Genomic DNA, 15,318 nt, shown 5'->3' on the forward strand with positions numbered 1-15,318 from the left:
GGATAATGCAGACAACAACATATTAAATAAAAATTGCATGATGCAAAAAAATAAAGCGCAGTGATGCGCTTTCCATGGAGTGAAAGAAATGCAAATGAATGCCACTCAATCACAAGACCGCGAACGGTTCGTAAAATTAGGGCAACATGATATTCATTATCACCACAAAGATGACACGCTCTATATCAGCCCAAAAGAGCAATTAAAACCGTATCCACAAAAACTGACAGATCGGTTAATTCATTTTGCACAAACCAAACCAGACCATATTTTTGCAGCAAAACGCAATGCTCAAGGTGAATGGGTCAAACTGAGTTATGCAGAAGTTTTACAACGTGCATGGCACATTGCTCAGGCATTACATGAACGTAAGTTAAGCCAAGAAAGACCTCTGGTTATTTTAAGTGGTAATGATCTCGAACATTTAACACTGTCTATGGCTGCCATGCTGGCAGGCGTGCCTTTCTCTGCTATTTCACCCGCCTACTCTCTAATTTCTCAAGACTTTGGCAAACTTAAACATGTGTTTGAAGTGCTGACACCAGGTATGGTCTATGCCAGCGATGGACAAGCTTTTGCCAAAGCCATTCAGGCATGTATTACACCTGACATTGAAGTGGTGACCAATAAAGGTCTTGTCGGCAATCAGATCTGCACGTCTTTTCAGTCACTATTAGATACGCCTGTTTCAAATGTTCAAGAGTTTTACCAAACCCTTGATGAAAACCAGATTGCCAAATTCTTATTTACATCAGGTTCAACCAAATTGCCTAAAGCTGTGCCGACCACGCATTTAATGTTGTGTGTTAATCAGCAAATGTTATTACAAACTTTCCCTGAGTTTGAAGAAACACCACCTGTCCTACTCGACTGGCTGTCTTGGCACCATACGTTTGGTGGCAGTCACAATGTCGGCATCGCACTCTATAACGGCGGTACCATTTACATTGATGACGGCAAACCCGTTGCAGGAAAATTTGATGAAACTATTCGTAATCTCAAAGAAATTTCTCCGACAGTTTATTTAAATGTGCCAAAAGGTTGGGAAGAACTCACCGAAGCGTTAGAAAAAGATGAAGAATTAAGAGACCGCTTTTTTGCCAAAGTTAAAATTTTATTCTTTGCAGGTGCAGCGCTTTCAGAAGCGGGCTGGAACAGACTCGATAAAATTGCTCAGCAACATTGCGGAGAAAAAATCCGCATTATGAGCGGCTTGGGCATGACTGAAACTGCTCCCTCTTGTGCTTTTACAACTGGTCCACGCGTAATGGCTGGCTTTATTGGTTACCCTGCTCCGGGATGTGAAATTAAGCTAGTGCCATGTGGTGACAAACTTGAGTTTTGTGTTCGTGGCAAACATGTCATGAAAGGTTATTGGCGTTTAAAGGCAGACCAACAAAGCACTGTATTTGACGATGAAGGCTTTTTCCATACTGGCGATGCTGTTCGTTTGGTCGATATCAATGATCCGACCAAAGGCTTGATGTACGATGGACGAATTGCAGAAGACTTTAAACTCAATACTGGTACTTTTGTGAATGTGGGCACACTACGCAACAAAGTACTGATTCAAGGTAATTTACTGGTTCAAGATGTCTGCATTACAGGTTCAAACCTGAATGCGGTTGGTTTTTTGATTTTTCCAAAACTAGATGCTTGTGCTCAACAAGCTGGTCTTAAGCTGGGCGAACATTCTCCAGCAGAGATATTGCAGCACCCTAAAGTCCAGCAATGGTTCCGCCAATTTTTAACCACCTTTAATAAAGATGCGACTGGTAGCTCAAATACAGTCTCAATGCTTTATTTAATGACCGAGCCACCTCAACTCGATGCAGGTGAAGTGACCGATAAAGGCAACCTCAATCAAGGCAATATTACCAAGCGTCGTGCTGCTTTAATTGATGAACTTTATCAAAAACAGGCCGAAAACCCACTGATTATTCGGGTACCCACCTTAAAGCAATAAACAATTGAAATAAAAAAGGAAGCTCAAACTTCAGTTTGGGCCTTAGCCTCACTTTTGCCTAAAAAAAGGTTTAACATGCCACACGATACAGAATTTGAACTATTTCGGGACAGCTATCGCAGGTTCTTAAAAGAACAGGTTGCTCCGTATTATGAACAGTGGGAACACGATGGCCTGATTCCACGTGATCTATGGCTTCGTCTTGGGGAAAATGGCTTTTTGTGTGTCGATGTACCCGAAGAATATGGCGGCTATGGCGCTCCTGTGCACTACTCACTCATGTTGGTTCAAGAAACTGCTCAAGCTGGTTTTGCATCTTTAGCGGTTGCCATTGGCGGGCAAAATGAGTTGGTCTCTCCTTACCTGCAAAATATTGGAACTGAAGAGCAAAAACGCTATTGGTTAACGAAAATGGTGACAGGTGAAGTCGTCACTGCAATTGCCATGACCGAAGCGAATGCTGGTTCAGACTTACAGGCCATACGCACTCAAGCGATTTTAGAAAATGATCATTACCGTATTAATGGTTCAAAAACGTTTATTTCAAATGGTTTGCATGCCGATCTGATCGTTCTGGTTGCGAAAACTGATCCGCAAGCTAAAGCAAAAGGCATTTCGATTTTTCTAGTCGATGCTGCGTTAGATGGCGTTAAAAAAGGCCGTTCATTACAAAAAATCGGGCTGCATGCCCAAGATACAGCTGAACTATTTTTTGATGATGTTTGTGTACCTGTCACACAACGTTTGGGTCAAGAAGGACAAGGTTTTGCGTATTTAATGCAAGAGTTACCTCGCGAACGTTTGAGCATTTCCATGATGGCGTTGGGGTCAATTTTAGGCGCCATTGAAATTACTAAAGACTATGTACTAGAGCGTAAAGCTTTCGGGCAGCCTTTAAGTCAAATGCAAAACACGCGATTTGTGCTCGCAAACGCTCAAATCAAAGCAAAAGCCGCACAAGCCTTTGTAGATCAATGTGCGGTGCTATATCAACAACACCAGTTAAGCGTCACTCAAGTTGCCGCACTGAAGTGCTTTATTACCGATGTCCAATGTGAAGTGATTGATCAATTACTTCAGCTTTTTGGGGGCTACGGTTACATGCAGGAATATCCGATTTCACGCTTTTTTGTGGATGCACGGGTACAAAAAATTTATGGGGGAACCAATGAAATTATGAAAGAAATCGTAGCCCGAGAACTGCTCGGAAAATAATTCGATTTAAAACCAAACAAGGCAGACACAACAACTATGCCTTATTGAAAACAAAAAAATGTTATTTCAGGAAGAAATGCTATGTCGAAATTATGGATGTACTCTACCCTTATGCTCTCTGGTTCAGTGTGGGCTGGCAATTTTATTGACAACAGTTCAGTAGAACTCACCACGCGAAATTTCTATTTTGACCGCGACTATCAAGAGCAATCTGCTTACCCTGCTGCCAAGGACTGGACACAAGGGTTTATTCTCAAAGCCAATTCGGGTTATACCGAAGGGACTGTCGGTTTTGGGCTGGATGTACTTGCGACGGCAGGTTTTAAACTCGATGCCGACGCAGAACATGGAGGTACAGGAAACTTACCTAGAGACACGCGCACCAATGAACCTGCTGACTCTTATGGGGAAATTGGGGTCACAGCAAAAGCGAAAATGAGTCAAACTGAACTACGTATTGGTACGCTCATGCCAATGAACCCGGTTTTAGTGGCTTCACCTGCTCGTTTGCTTCCTCAAACCTATCGAGGAATTTCACTGACCAGTAAAGATATTAAAGATTTTGATTTACAGGCAGCCTACCTCGATAAAGTGAATCATCGTGATTCAACCAACTATGAAAAAATTAAAATTTCAGGCGTAAATGGACGTTTTAAAAGTTCCGAAACTGATGGGCTTTATTATTTAGGTGGAAACTATCAGTTTAATCCCGCACTCAAACTCACCGCTTTTTATATGGATGTTGATGATCTTTATAACCAAACCATGGTGGGTGCCTTACACCAACATAAAATTAATGACACCACCAATCTTAGCTCTCAATTACGTTACTACCGCAGCCGAGATGATGGACAAGCAAAAGCAGGCTTAGTCGATAATGACCTTTATCATGCGCATTTCGAACTCAAACATCAAAACCATAAATTTATTTTTGGAACCTTCCAACATCACGGCGACACCGCATTTCCGTATTTGACTGGAGGTGAAACTGGGCTTCTCATCGACACATGGCCGGGCGAGTTTTTAAACCCAAAGGAAAAAGCCTATAGCTTCCGCTATGAATATGACTTTAAAGATTATGTACCGGGTTTACGTTTCATGACTCGTTACACGACAGGTCACAATATTTATGCACCCAACTTAGGTGGAACCAATCTAAAAGAACGCGAAACGGACTTTGATTTAGGTTACACCGTTCAAAGTGGCTGGTTAAAAAATCTAGGGCTACGCGCGCGCTATGCCATTTATGACAACAACATGCTCTCTACAGCAAATATCAAACCTGTAAATGAAACCCGCATCAACATCGACTACACATGGAAATTTAAATAATTAAAAACAAGAGGTTCTGTCACACATAGAACCTCTTTTTATTTCGGGAAATAAGTAATTCAGCATGGACCCTTCATTATGGATCAGAAAATTTTAGAACACTTACCGCCCATCCACCACCATTTGGGTGGACACAATATTCATTGGAATGAAAAAAACACTGAACTCACCATCCATTACACGGCGCTAGAAAGCTTTACCAATCCACGCGGTACCGTTGAAGGCGGCATGATCTGCGCGATGCTTGACGACGTGATGGGGCTTTTTGCATTTCTTGCCAATGATCGTAAACCCGCCACTACCATTAACTTAACTATGGATTTTTTAAGGCCCTGTGCTGTGGGCGAAGTCATTACAAAATGCCGATTCATTAAACAAGGCAAAACTGTACTGAATCTCGAAAGTGAAGCTTGGCAAAACAACAAAATGATTGCACGAAGCACAGCTAATTTTCTGGTTTTAGATTAATTGCGACCATTCATTTAATAAGGATATGAATAATGAATTACACCAACAATAAACGAATTTTGGCCCACTCCGCTTTAATGCTTGCCATGCTTGGTTCTTTGGCAGGCTGTGGAAGTGATAGTGATGACACATCACCTCCCTCAACAACGAAACCACCACAGTTATCTCCTGCTGTGGGTATAAAAATGACAGGAAGCTGTAAGGACTTACTTGGATTTCAATACACCAATACAATCATTAGCTCAGCTACTCTTCAAGAGGCAGGCACATTGACTGTAGCCAACAAACCGATTGGCGCTCATTGTTTGGTCAAAGGTTATATGGACCAACGTGTAAGCCCAGTCGATGGACAAACCTATCAAATTGGTTTTGAAATGCGCTTACCTGTTGATTGGAACGGTCGTTTTCTCTATCAAGGCAATGGTGGAACCGATGGTAATTTAGTTCCTGCAACGGGTCAGGTCGGCAGCGGTGGCCCGCTGACCAATGCTCTACATGATGGTTTTGCTGTTATTTCTTCTGATGCTGGACATAATACTTCACAAAATCCAATGTTTGGTTTAGATCCTCAAGCCAGAATCAACTATGGCTACGGTGCGATCACCAAACTCACGCCTATGGCAAAAAACCTCATTAAAACAGCATATGGTAAATTACCAGATCGCTCCTATGCAGGTGGTACATCTAATGGCGGGCGTCATGCCATGATTGCCGCAACCCGTTTGGGCGACCAATATGATGGAATTTTGGCAAGTACACCAGGTTTTCACTTACCTCGTGCAGCCGCAGCTCAACTCTATACAGCGCAGCAGCTTCGTCGTGTCGCAACAGATGAAAATGACCTAAGTACCGCCCTTACTATTCCAGAGCGTAAAGTTTTAGCAAAAGTGATTTTAGATCGATGCGATACTCTAGACGGTGTTGCAGATGGCTTGGTTCAAGATGTTGAGGCTTGTCGTACAGCTTTTGATATTCACAAAGATGTATCTGTTTGCTCAAGTACAAGAGATGGCACCTGTTTAAGCACCGAACAAATTGATGTATTAGCAAACATTTACCGTGGCCCTGTAAACTCTGCTGGACAAGCGCTCTATGCAACCCAGCCTTTCGACCCGGGCTTAGTGGGAAGCAACTGGGCAAGCTGGAAATTTGAATCTTCGGTGGGAACAGCGCGTGACCCAGTTGCGGTCGGCATTCTTTTTCAGGTTCCACCAGACCCGACTGTGACTCAAAACTCTAGACAATTTGCCTTTAATTTTAACTTCGATACCGACTATCTAAAACTATCGGCAACCAATGATGTGTACACCGAAAGTTCGATGTCTTTCATGATGCCACCCGATGAACTTAATCTTGATAAACTCCGCAATCATGGTGGAAAAATGATTGTGGTACAAGGCACAGCAGATGGCGTTTTCTCTGTAGATGACACCCAAAATTGGTACGATCAACTACTCCAACACTATAAAAATGATGCAAAAGGTACAGCACCTGAATTTGCACGTTTCTTTAGAGTTCCGGGCATGAACCATACCCGTGATGGCATTGCGACCGACCAATTTGATGCATTGACTGCTTTAGTCAACTGGGTTGAATATGGGCAAGCCCCTGACAAAATCATTGCGACCGCACGCGGCGCAGGTAACCCAAGTGGTCAAGTGAATACTGAACTTCCACAAAACTGGGCACCCGACCGTACCCGCCCACTTTGTCCTTACCCACTGATTGCCCGTTATAATGGTCAAGGTGATAGCGAAAAAGCTGAAAACTTTAGTTGTAAATAACACCTTATAAAATTAAAAGAGAGCTTAAATCAGCTCTCTTTTTTATCTTAATCAACTTAATTTTAGCTCAAGATTTACTGCTTAAACTTTTTAATACTTTTAGACAGATGAGCACGCATCATTTGTCGAGCCAACAAACCATCCTGATCGACAATTGCGTTATAAATATTGACATGATCATGGTGAACCGCTTTTAAATATTCTTCACGGTTTTCTGGACTTTGCTCAATAGATTTTAGGCGTGCACGTGGAATAATTTTTTCACCCAGATACTTTAAAAAATCAACGAAATATTGATTTTCAGAAGCTTCAGCAATCGCAATATGAAAATCATAATCAGCTTTTACTGTGCCATCATTTGCATCTGATGAAATATGACGTTCAAAATCTTCAAGCGCAGCTTTCATTTTATCGATGTGAATTTGCTTACGGCGCTCTGATGCTAAAAAGACAGCTTCAGACTCAAGGCTAATTCGAAGCTCCAGTAAAGAGACAATATCGTTAATGGTTTCTAAACTGGCATTAGACAGCAAAAAATTCTGTTCAACAGTCTGCTCTTTTACAAAAGTACCAATCCCGTGACGAGTCTCGACAAACCCTAATGAACGCAACTCAGTGATTGCTTCACGAATAACAGAGCGGCTTACTTCAAAAGTTTCAATTAATTCAAGTTCGGTCGGAATTTTCTCCCCGACTTGGAAGTCTCCAGACTGAATTTTTTCGATCAGTTGTTCTACAATAATCTGGCTTAGTTTTTTTGTTGATCTAGGTTTAATTGCACTAGACATAATCTGAAGAACTCATGAAATGTTGAAAAAATTAGAAAATTCATTTTACTATAAACTTAGACGATAGTCATATTCGGTTTTTATTCCTCTAAGCTATTAAAATTAAAATATTTTATCTCCCTTATCAAACACTCACATATATTTAAAAAGTAAGCAACTTGTGCTTATTTCAATATTTAATAATGCGTTGAATAAGCTAAAAAATATGCAGCTCAATACCTTTGATTGAGCTGCACAATTTTTAAATTTGAGCCTGACTTAATTGCCCATTGACTAGACGAGTAATCTGTAGCGGATTACTATCTTTTAAGGCATCAGGTAATAAAACTTGTGGCGTATTTTGGAAACATACCGGACGCAAGAAGCGCTCAATTGCTCCCGTACCGACCGAAGTTCCACGCGCATCACTGGTTGCAGGGAAAGGGCCACCATGTACCATGGCATCAGACACTTCAACTCCTGTCGGGAAGCCATTAAACAATACACGACCCGCTTTACCAGTTAACAAATGAAGAAGCTCACCAGCTTCAGATAATTCATTTTCATCACCAATAATCGTTGCCGTAAGCTGTCCACCTAAAGCTTCAATCCCTTTCAACAAAGTTGCTTCGTCTTCTACGCCAATCACAATCGACATTGGCCCGAAAACTTCATGTTGTAGTTTTGCGTTGCCTGACAATAAAACAGATTGGTCCGCTTTAAATAGATGTGCTTTTGCTTGAGAAACTAGCTCAGCTTCTTGACCTGTCGCAACTACTTCAAAACCAACTTCACTGTTTAAAGCATCAATACCTTGACGGTAGCTTTTTAAAGTACCTTCATTCAGCATGACCTGTGGCACAGCTTTTTGCGTGCTTTCAACTAAAGCTGCTACGAAACTGTCAAATTCAGGACCTTGTACGCCTAAAATTAACCCTGGTTTTGTACAGAACTGGCCACATCCCATATTAAACGAAGCAACAGTTTCCTGAGCGATTTGTTCACCACGTGAATTAAGCGCTTGAGATAAAACCACGACTGGGTTCACACTCGACATTTCCGCAAAGAATGGAATCGGCTGAGGACGACTCTGCGCAAGGTTATAAAGCGCCATCCCACCCTCAAGAGATCCTGTAAAACCAGCTGCTTGAATGAGCGGATGTTCTACCAAGTTTGCGCCAATACGAGCGCCAAAAATCATGTTGAATGTGCCTTTAGGCATATCACAAACTTCAATTGCTTTTTCAATGGCTTCTGCAACAAGCTCGGCAGTCGCCATATGGCCAGAGTGTGCTTTAAAAACAACCGGACATCCTGCTGCTAAAGCAGCTACGGTATCACCGCCCGCAGTTGAAAATGCTAGTGGGAAATTACTCGCGCCAAACACAGCAACCGGTCCTACCCCTACTTTGTATTGACGCAAATCAACACGTGGCAAAGGCTTACGTTCTGGCAATGCCACATCAATACGAGCACCGTAAAAATCACCACGACGTAAGAGTTCAGCAAACAGTCGAAGTTGGCCAGTAACACGACCTGTTTCCCCTTGAAGACGAGCAAGTGGCAAGCCTGTTTCAAGTGAAGCGACTTCTTGTAAGTTCGCGCCTAATGCTTCAATTTGGCGAGCAATTTCTTCAAGAAAAGAGGCGCGTTGCTCTTGAGATGTTTGGCTATAAACTAAAAAAGCATGATGCGCAGCTTGAGCAGCTTGATCCACTTCTTCAAGTGTTGCCTGACTAAATACATAGCCTGTTGGCTGATAGTCTTTTGCACCCACACTTTCTAGAGCGGGTGCATTTGCAGCAACGCGCTGACCATTAATAAACTGCCCACCGTTATTTTTACTCATTTTAAAGCTCCAATACCTAAACAGTTAGAATTATTGCGGACCAAGTGTCGCAATGAGGGCAGCCAAATCTTCATAGTCTGCTTGAGTTAAATCACTTAATGGTGGACGCACTGGACCTGCATCGTGCCCAACAATTTTGGCACCTGCTTTAATCATACTTACTGCATAACCCGATTTACGGTCGCGAATTTTAATCAGTGGCAAAAAGAAATCTTTAATTAAACGATTCGTTGTTTCAAAGTCATCACTGCGAAGCGCGTTATAAAACTCCATTGCAGTCTTTGGAATAAAGTTAAATACAGCCGACGAATAAACTGGACAACCTAAGGCTTTATATGGTGCTGCAAAAACTTCTGCTGTTGGCAAACCACCTAGATATGACAAACGATCACCCATCGTTTGAGTCACTGCTGTCATCATATCGATTTGACCAGAGCTGTCTTTAAATCCAATTAAGTTCGGACACATCTCAGTTAACTTTTGAATTGAATCGAGATTTAATCTTGAAATGCTACGGTTATAAAAAATTACGCCAAAATCTACTGAGTTACATACTTGCTTAACGTGTTCAACTAAACCTTCTTGGCTTGCTTCAGTTAAATAATGCGGCATTAACAAAATACCGTGTGCACCTAAGCGCTCTGCTTCTTTTGCCTGCTCAATCGCTTGACGTGTCGGACCACCTGCCCCAGCAATAATCGGTACACTACCTTTACAAGTGTCAACCGCTGTTTTAATCACGTCAGAGTATTCATTTCCAGTTAACGAGAAAAACTCGCCTGTACCACCCGCAGCAAATAAAGCACTTGCGCCATAAGGTGCCAACCATTCAAGACGTTTTGCATACGAAGATTTATTAAAGTCCCCATTTTGGTCAAAGTCGGTCACCGGAAAAGAAAGAAGACCATCAGAAACAATGTTTTTTAACTCAAGAGCATCCATTAGAAAATATCCATACACGTTTATGTTGTCAGACATCTTACATCATAAATTTTATTTTAATCAATATATTTTCCTCTGAAAAATTAATTTTTTTAAAAAGATAAAAGTTTATTACCAAAAAACACTTAACAAATTGTTTTATAAAATATTATTGAAAAATCTTAATTTCACAGCTAATCGTTAGACATAAAAAAAGCTGTCCATATGGACAGCAAAGAATAAAAACAATTCAAAAAGCGAATTATTCAAACATATCGATAAAACATTAACGAACCAAACATGGCTTTTTATTATTAAATGACCAATTTGGTATTAAAAATTGCATCGCATCGGCATCATTACGAGCCCCTAAACCTTTTAATTTATAGAGTTCATGCGCTTGGTTAATTCGGTCCCAGTCCAGCTCGACACCAAGTCCTGGAGCTGTTGGCACCTGAATTTTACCGTCCTTAATTTCAAGCGGCGCTTTAGTCAATTGATCTGTCCCTTCTTGCCAAATCCAGTGCGTATCAATTGCCGTTACCTTACCTACCGCAGCGGCTGCAACATGGGTAAACATAGCAAGTGAAATATCAAAGTGATTATTAGAATGTGAACCCCACGTTAAGTTATACATATTGCAGAGCTGTGAAACTCGAACCGAGCCTTCCAATGTCCAAAAATGTGGATCAGCTAAAGGAATATCAACAGCTTGCAGTTGAATACTATGCGACATTTCTCGCCAGTCGGTAGCAATCATGTTGGTCGCAGTGGGTAAACCTGTTGCACGTTTAAACTCGGCCATAATTTCGCGGCTTGAATAACCTTGTTCTGCACCGCACGGGTCTTCTGCGTAGGCCAACACGCCTTTCAGATGTTTGCCTAAAGCAATTGCTTCATCTAAAAACCATGCTCCGTTTGGATCAAGTGTCACACGTGCTTCTGGAAAACGGCGCGCAATTGCAGTAACAGCTTCAGCTTCTTGTTCGCCCTGTAACACTCCACCTTTTAACTTAAAGTCTTTAAACCCATAACGGTCATAAGAAGCTTCTGCTAAACGCTGCACTGCCTCAGGTGTTAATGCTTTTTCATGACGGACTTTATACCAGTCATGATGATGATTTGTAGAAGTTGCATAGTCTAATGACGTCTGTTTTTGGTCACCGATAAAGAATAAATATCCCAATACTTCAACTTCACTACGTTGCTGACCTTCACCTAATAAGCTTGCAACATTTACATTTAAATGCTTACCAAGCAAATCAAGCAATGCCGACTCATAAGCAGTTACAACATGAATTGTGGTCCGTAAATCAAAGGTTTGATTGCCTCGTCCACCACTGTCACGATCAGCAAAAGTTTGCTGAATTTTTTTAAGTAGATTTTTATATTCACCAATCGGCTGCCCTTCTATCAAGGCTTTAGCATCATTTAATGTCGCTAAAATTTTTTCTCCCCCAGGAATTTCACCTACCCCAATATTTCCAGAGTTATCTTCGATAATGAGTATATTACGAGTGAAATAAGGTCCATGGGCACCACTCAAATTGAGCAGCATGCTGTCATGTCCAGCAACAGGAATTGCTCGAATTGATTTAACGATAGGTGTAGAGGTCGCCATTAAAAATACTCCTTGGCATTTTGATACTATTTTTTCATGATCAAAACTTATAAGACATCATACGACTTGTCAATATAAACCCGTATAAAAATTATTTTTCGACCCTACTTGCCAAAATAATATTTTTAATCATATGATGTCATACATCTAAAGACGCGGTTTTAGAACTAGGACTATAGAGTAGATACAAAATTCCGTTTTCTCATCTATTCTATCGATGAATTTGACATGACGTCACCTATTTCACGGATATGCAAATAGGTCGATTATTAAAAAGAGTTTGTATATGGATAATCTGCAAACAAATATTGCTGCCGTTAGCCAGCAACGAGCGAAACATAATAAGACGCGCTATTACATTTTAGCGATGGTTTTTTTAGTCACTTCATTAAATTACGGTGATCGGGCAACACTTTCAATGGCTGCTGCCCCAATGTCTCAAGAACTGGGATTAAGCACAGTGACCATGGGATATATCTTCTCTGCATTTGGCTGGGCTTATGTTATTGGTCAAATTCCAGGTGGCTGGTTACTCGACAAGTTCGGCGCTCGAAGAGTTTATTTCTGGAGCATTATACTCTGGTCTTTTTTCACTATTCTCTTGGGTTTTGTTGATATTTTAGGTTCTATTCCTCTCATTATCGCCTCATTATTTCTTTTACGTTTCTTGGTTGGATTATCTGAAAGTCCAGCATTTCCGGGCAATAGCCAGATTGTAGCAGCTTGGTTCCCAACTAAAGAACGTGGAACTGCCGCAGCAATATTTAACTCAGCTCAATATTTTGCAACTGTTATATTTGCACCATTCATGGGATGGCTAGTTGCACATGTTCACTGGCAATCTGTTTTTTGGATTATGGGCGGATTAGGCATTGTGATTGCTTTCATCTGGTTAAAAGTCATCTATAGTCCAGAAAAACACCCTACTATTAATTCAAATGAGTTCAAATATTTACAAGCAGGCGGTGCTATTACTAGCATGGGTGAAAATCAGCTTAAAGTTGCTGATGAAAACAACAAGATGAATTTTAAAAATATTAAAAAGCTGCTTTCTTCTCGTATGCTTCTAGGTATTTTTATCGCTCAGTATTGTATTACCTGCTTAACCTATTTCTTTCTAACTTGGTTCCCTGTCTACCTTGTAAAAGAACGCCACATGTCAATTTTAGAGGCTGGTTTTGCAGCTGTATTACCGGCACTTTGTGGATTTATTGGTGGCGTATTAGGGGGAGTAATTTCCGATAAACTTATCAAGATGAACAAGTCTCTAACCTTTTCGCGTAAATTTCCCATTATTTTTGGCATGTTGTTATCAACCAGTATTGTGGTTTGTAACTATGTCGATTCGCAAACAGCTATCTTGTTCTTTATGTCGCTCGCCTTTTTTGGCAAAGGTTTTGGTGCATTAGGTTGGGCAGTGATGTCTGATGTTGCACCGAAAGAAATGGTTGGTTTGTCGGGTGGATTATTTAATACCTTCGGCAATACTGCAGGCATTGTTATCCCTATTGTTATTGGCTATATCATCAACTCGACAGGTTCTTTCAATGGCGCACTGGTTTTTGTAGGTATACATGCTGTCATCGCAATTATTTGCTACCTCTTTATGGTCGGCAAAATCCAGCGCTTCGAGTTAAAACCTACCTCTTAAAAATGCTTCGCTATAACGCTTAAAAAAATTATGCGTTATAGCCCTCTCTTCAAATGTATACAAGGAACGATCATGCTGAAGCCTCTCCTCATAAAAATTAGTCCTCTCGATAATGTAGCCATTGTCGTCAATGACGGCGGCTTACCACCCTCTACACATATTGAAGAACATCAACTCACCTTGGTTGATGATGTACCACAAGGACACAAAGTTTTATTAGAGTCATTAAAACAAGGTGAAGCAATTGTTCGTTATGGGGAAATTATTGGTTATGCCAATAAAGATTTACTTGCAGGTTGTTGGGTGAATGAAGCCGTTACTCAAATGCCTGAGGCACCTGAACTAGATGATCTTGAGTTAGCAACTCGTCCTGATCCAATGCTTCCTGCTCTTAGTGGATATACATTTAAAGGCTATAAAAATAAGGATGGCAGCGTCGGCACAAAAAATATTTTAGGGATTACAACCAGTGTTAACTGTGTCGAAGGTATCGTCGATTATGTCGTTAAAATTATTGAACGTGATTTACTTCCTAAATATCCAAATGTAGATGGTGTGGTCGGGTTAAACCATTTATACGGCTGTGGTGTCGCAATTGATGCACCTGCTGCAATTGTTCCTATTCGTACAATTCATAATCTTGCACTCAACCCTAATTTTGGTGGAGAAATTATGGTTGTGAGTCTGGGCTGTGAAAAAATGCAACCCGAACGACTTTTAAATATTCCTAAAGAAAACAAATATATTCCCCTAGCAAATGAAGATATTATTCAGTTGCAAGATGAACGGCATCATGGTTTTGAAAGTATGGTGAACCATATTTTAACCGTGGCAGAACAACATCTTGAAAAGCTTAATCAACGTACTCGAGAAGAAGTTCCAGCTTCTAATTTGGTTGTAGGAATGCAATGTGGCGGGAGTGATGCATTTTCTGGAGTCACCTCGAACCCTGCCGTTGGTTTCGCAGCTGACCTGATTGTGCAATGTGGCGGTACCGTCATGTTCTCTGAAGTCACAGAAGTCCGTGATGGTATTCATCTACTCACTCCACGTGCAGCAAATGAACAAGTTGCCAAAGATTTAATTCGGGAAATGAAATGGTACGACGACTACTTAGCAGCAGGCCAAGTAGACCGAAGTGCCAATACAACACCGGGTAATAAAAAAGGTGGACTGAATAACATTGTAGAAAAAGCGATGGGATCGATTGCCAAATCGGGCCGCTCACCTATTGTAGAGGTTCTCGCACCGGGCCAAAGACCGACAAAAAAAGGATTAATTTTTGCGGCAACGCCTTCGAGTGACTTTATCTGTGGTACACAGCAAATGGCATCGGGTATTACCGTTCAAGTATTTACCACAGGCCGCGGTACGCCCTACGGGCTGGCAGCAGTGCCGGTCATTAAAATGGCAAGCAGAAACAATATTGCAAACCGTTGGTATGACCTGATCGACATCAGTGCTGGTGATATTGCCATTGGGAAGAAAACTATTGAAGAAGTGGGCTGGGAACTTTTTGAACTGATTTTACAAGTGGCGAGTGGTGAACAACAAACGTGGTCGGACCGTTGGGGTATTCATAACTCACTTGCTGTATTTAACCCAGCCCCAGTGACCTAATAAGGTTTAAAAGATGAGGTATATCCCCTCATCTTTTTCACATTTCCCACATTAATTACGACACATTTCACCAAAACTTAACATCACTGCTAAAATAACATCGAAAATTAAGAACTGTATTTCT

General features: G+C 41.1%; 11 protein-coding genes. 7 read left to right on the forward strand and 4 right to left on the reverse strand.

What is annotated here, in order from left to right; translation table 11 throughout:
• Nucleotides 1-79 precede the first annotated feature (79 nt).
• The 5 genes from MMY79_RS13670 (at nucleotide 80) to MMY79_RS13690 (ending at nucleotide 6,765) form a co-directional block, all read left to right on the forward strand.
• Nucleotides 80-1,966, forward strand: coding sequence for a feruloyl-CoA synthase (locus tag MMY79_RS13670; RefSeq protein ID WP_252609403.1), 1,887 nt, complete (start codon nucleotides 80-82; stop codon nucleotides 1,964-1,966).
• A 75-nt stretch (nucleotides 1,967-2,041) separates the two neighbouring features.
• Nucleotides 2,042-3,181: an acyl-CoA dehydrogenase family protein gene (locus MMY79_RS13675; protein ID WP_252609406.1), complete on the forward strand. Its 1,140-nt coding sequence runs from the start codon at nucleotides 2,042-2,044 to the stop codon at nucleotides 3,179-3,181.
• Between the two features lie 81 nt (nucleotides 3,182-3,262).
• Nucleotides 3,263-4,513: an OprD family porin gene (locus MMY79_RS13680; RefSeq protein WP_252609408.1), complete on the forward strand. Its 1,251-nt coding sequence runs from the start codon at nucleotides 3,263-3,265 to the stop codon at nucleotides 4,511-4,513.
• A 78-nt stretch (nucleotides 4,514-4,591) separates the two neighbouring features.
• A complete protein-coding gene (locus MMY79_RS13685) occupies nucleotides 4,592-4,981 on the forward strand; it encodes a PaaI family thioesterase (protein ID WP_252609410.1) in 390 nt (129 codons plus the stop codon).
• 32 nt (nucleotides 4,982-5,013) lie between these two features.
• On the forward strand, nucleotides 5,014-6,765 hold the full coding sequence (locus tag MMY79_RS13690) for a tannase/feruloyl esterase family alpha/beta hydrolase (RefSeq protein ID WP_252609412.1): 1,752 nt from the start codon (nucleotides 5,014-5,016) through the stop codon (nucleotides 6,763-6,765).
• 74 nt (nucleotides 6,766-6,839) lie between these two features.
• On the opposite strand, the gene MMY79_RS13695 is transcribed toward MMY79_RS13690, so the two are convergent.
• The 4 genes from MMY79_RS13695 to gudD all read right to left on the reverse strand — a co-directional run bounded on the left by MMY79_RS13695 (nucleotide 6,840) and on the right by gudD (nucleotide 11,923).
• Nucleotides 6,840-7,553, reverse strand: coding sequence for a FadR/GntR family transcriptional regulator (locus MMY79_RS13695; protein WP_005042034.1), 714 nt, complete (start codon nucleotides 7,551-7,553; stop codon nucleotides 6,840-6,842).
• A 241-nt stretch (nucleotides 7,554-7,794) separates the two neighbouring features.
• Complete coding sequence (locus MMY79_RS13700; protein ID WP_252609414.1) at nucleotides 7,795-9,381, reverse strand: aldehyde dehydrogenase (NADP(+)); 1,587 nt, start codon at nucleotides 9,379-9,381, stop codon at nucleotides 7,795-7,797.
• A gap of 30 nt (nucleotides 9,382-9,411) precedes the next feature.
• A complete protein-coding gene (gene kdgD, locus MMY79_RS13705) occupies nucleotides 9,412-10,323 on the reverse strand; it encodes a 5-dehydro-4-deoxyglucarate dehydratase (protein ID WP_252609416.1) in 912 nt (303 codons plus the stop codon).
• Nucleotides 10,324-10,588: 265 nt separating this feature from the next.
• On the reverse strand, nucleotides 10,589-11,923 hold the full coding sequence (gene gudD / locus MMY79_RS13710) for a glucarate dehydratase (RefSeq protein WP_252609418.1): 1,335 nt from the start codon (nucleotides 11,921-11,923) through the stop codon (nucleotides 10,589-10,591).
• Nucleotides 11,924-12,209: 286 nt separating this feature from the next.
• Between gudD and MMY79_RS13715 the strand changes: the two genes are divergently transcribed.
• Complete coding sequence (locus tag MMY79_RS13715) at nucleotides 12,210-13,574, forward strand: MFS transporter (protein ID WP_252609420.1); 1,365 nt, start codon at nucleotides 12,210-12,212, stop codon at nucleotides 13,572-13,574.
• A 72-nt stretch (nucleotides 13,575-13,646) separates the two neighbouring features.
• Nucleotides 13,647-15,194, forward strand: a complete 1,548-nt coding sequence (garD, locus tag MMY79_RS13720; protein WP_252609422.1) for a galactarate dehydratase — start codon at nucleotides 13,647-13,649, stop codon at nucleotides 15,192-15,194.
• The last annotated feature ends 124 nt before the right edge of the window (nucleotides 15,195-15,318 follow it).

Origin of the sequence: Acinetobacter sp. XS-4 (assembly GCF_023920705.1) — a bacterium.
Lineage (GTDB): Bacteria > Pseudomonadota > Gammaproteobacteria > Pseudomonadales > Moraxellaceae > Acinetobacter.

Bases quoted from the DNA above. Each gene is read 5' to 3' on its own strand.
- MMY79_RS13675 (WP_252609406.1), top strand. From the start codon at position 2,042: ATGCCACACGATACAGAATTTGAACTATTTCGGGACAGCTATCGCAGG.
- MMY79_RS13680 (WP_252609408.1), top strand. From the start codon at position 3,263: ATGTCGAAATTATGGATGTACTCTACCCTTATGCTCTCTGGTTCAGTG.
- MMY79_RS13685 (WP_252609410.1), top strand. From the start codon at position 4,592: ATGGATCAGAAAATTTTAGAACACTTACCGCCCATCCACCACCATTTG.
- MMY79_RS13690 (WP_252609412.1), top strand. From the start codon at position 5,014: ATGAATTACACCAACAATAAACGAATTTTGGCCCACTCCGCTTTAATG.
- MMY79_RS13695 (WP_005042034.1), bottom strand. From the start codon at position 7,553: ATGTCTAGTGCAATTAAACCTAGATCAACAAAAAAACTAAGCCAGATT.
- MMY79_RS13700 (WP_252609414.1), bottom strand. From the start codon at position 9,381: ATGAGTAAAAATAACGGTGGGCAGTTTATTAATGGTCAGCGCGTTGCT.
- kdgD (WP_252609416.1), bottom strand. From the start codon at position 10,323: ATGGATGCTCTTGAGTTAAAAAACATTGTTTCTGATGGTCTTCTTTCT.
- gudD (WP_252609418.1), bottom strand. From the start codon at position 11,923: ATGGCGACCTCTACACCTATCGTTAAATCAATTCGAGCAATTCCTGTT.
- MMY79_RS13715 (WP_252609420.1), top strand. From the start codon at position 12,210: ATGGATAATCTGCAAACAAATATTGCTGCCGTTAGCCAGCAACGAGCG.
- garD (WP_252609422.1), top strand. From the start codon at position 13,647: ATGCTGAAGCCTCTCCTCATAAAAATTAGTCCTCTCGATAATGTAGCC.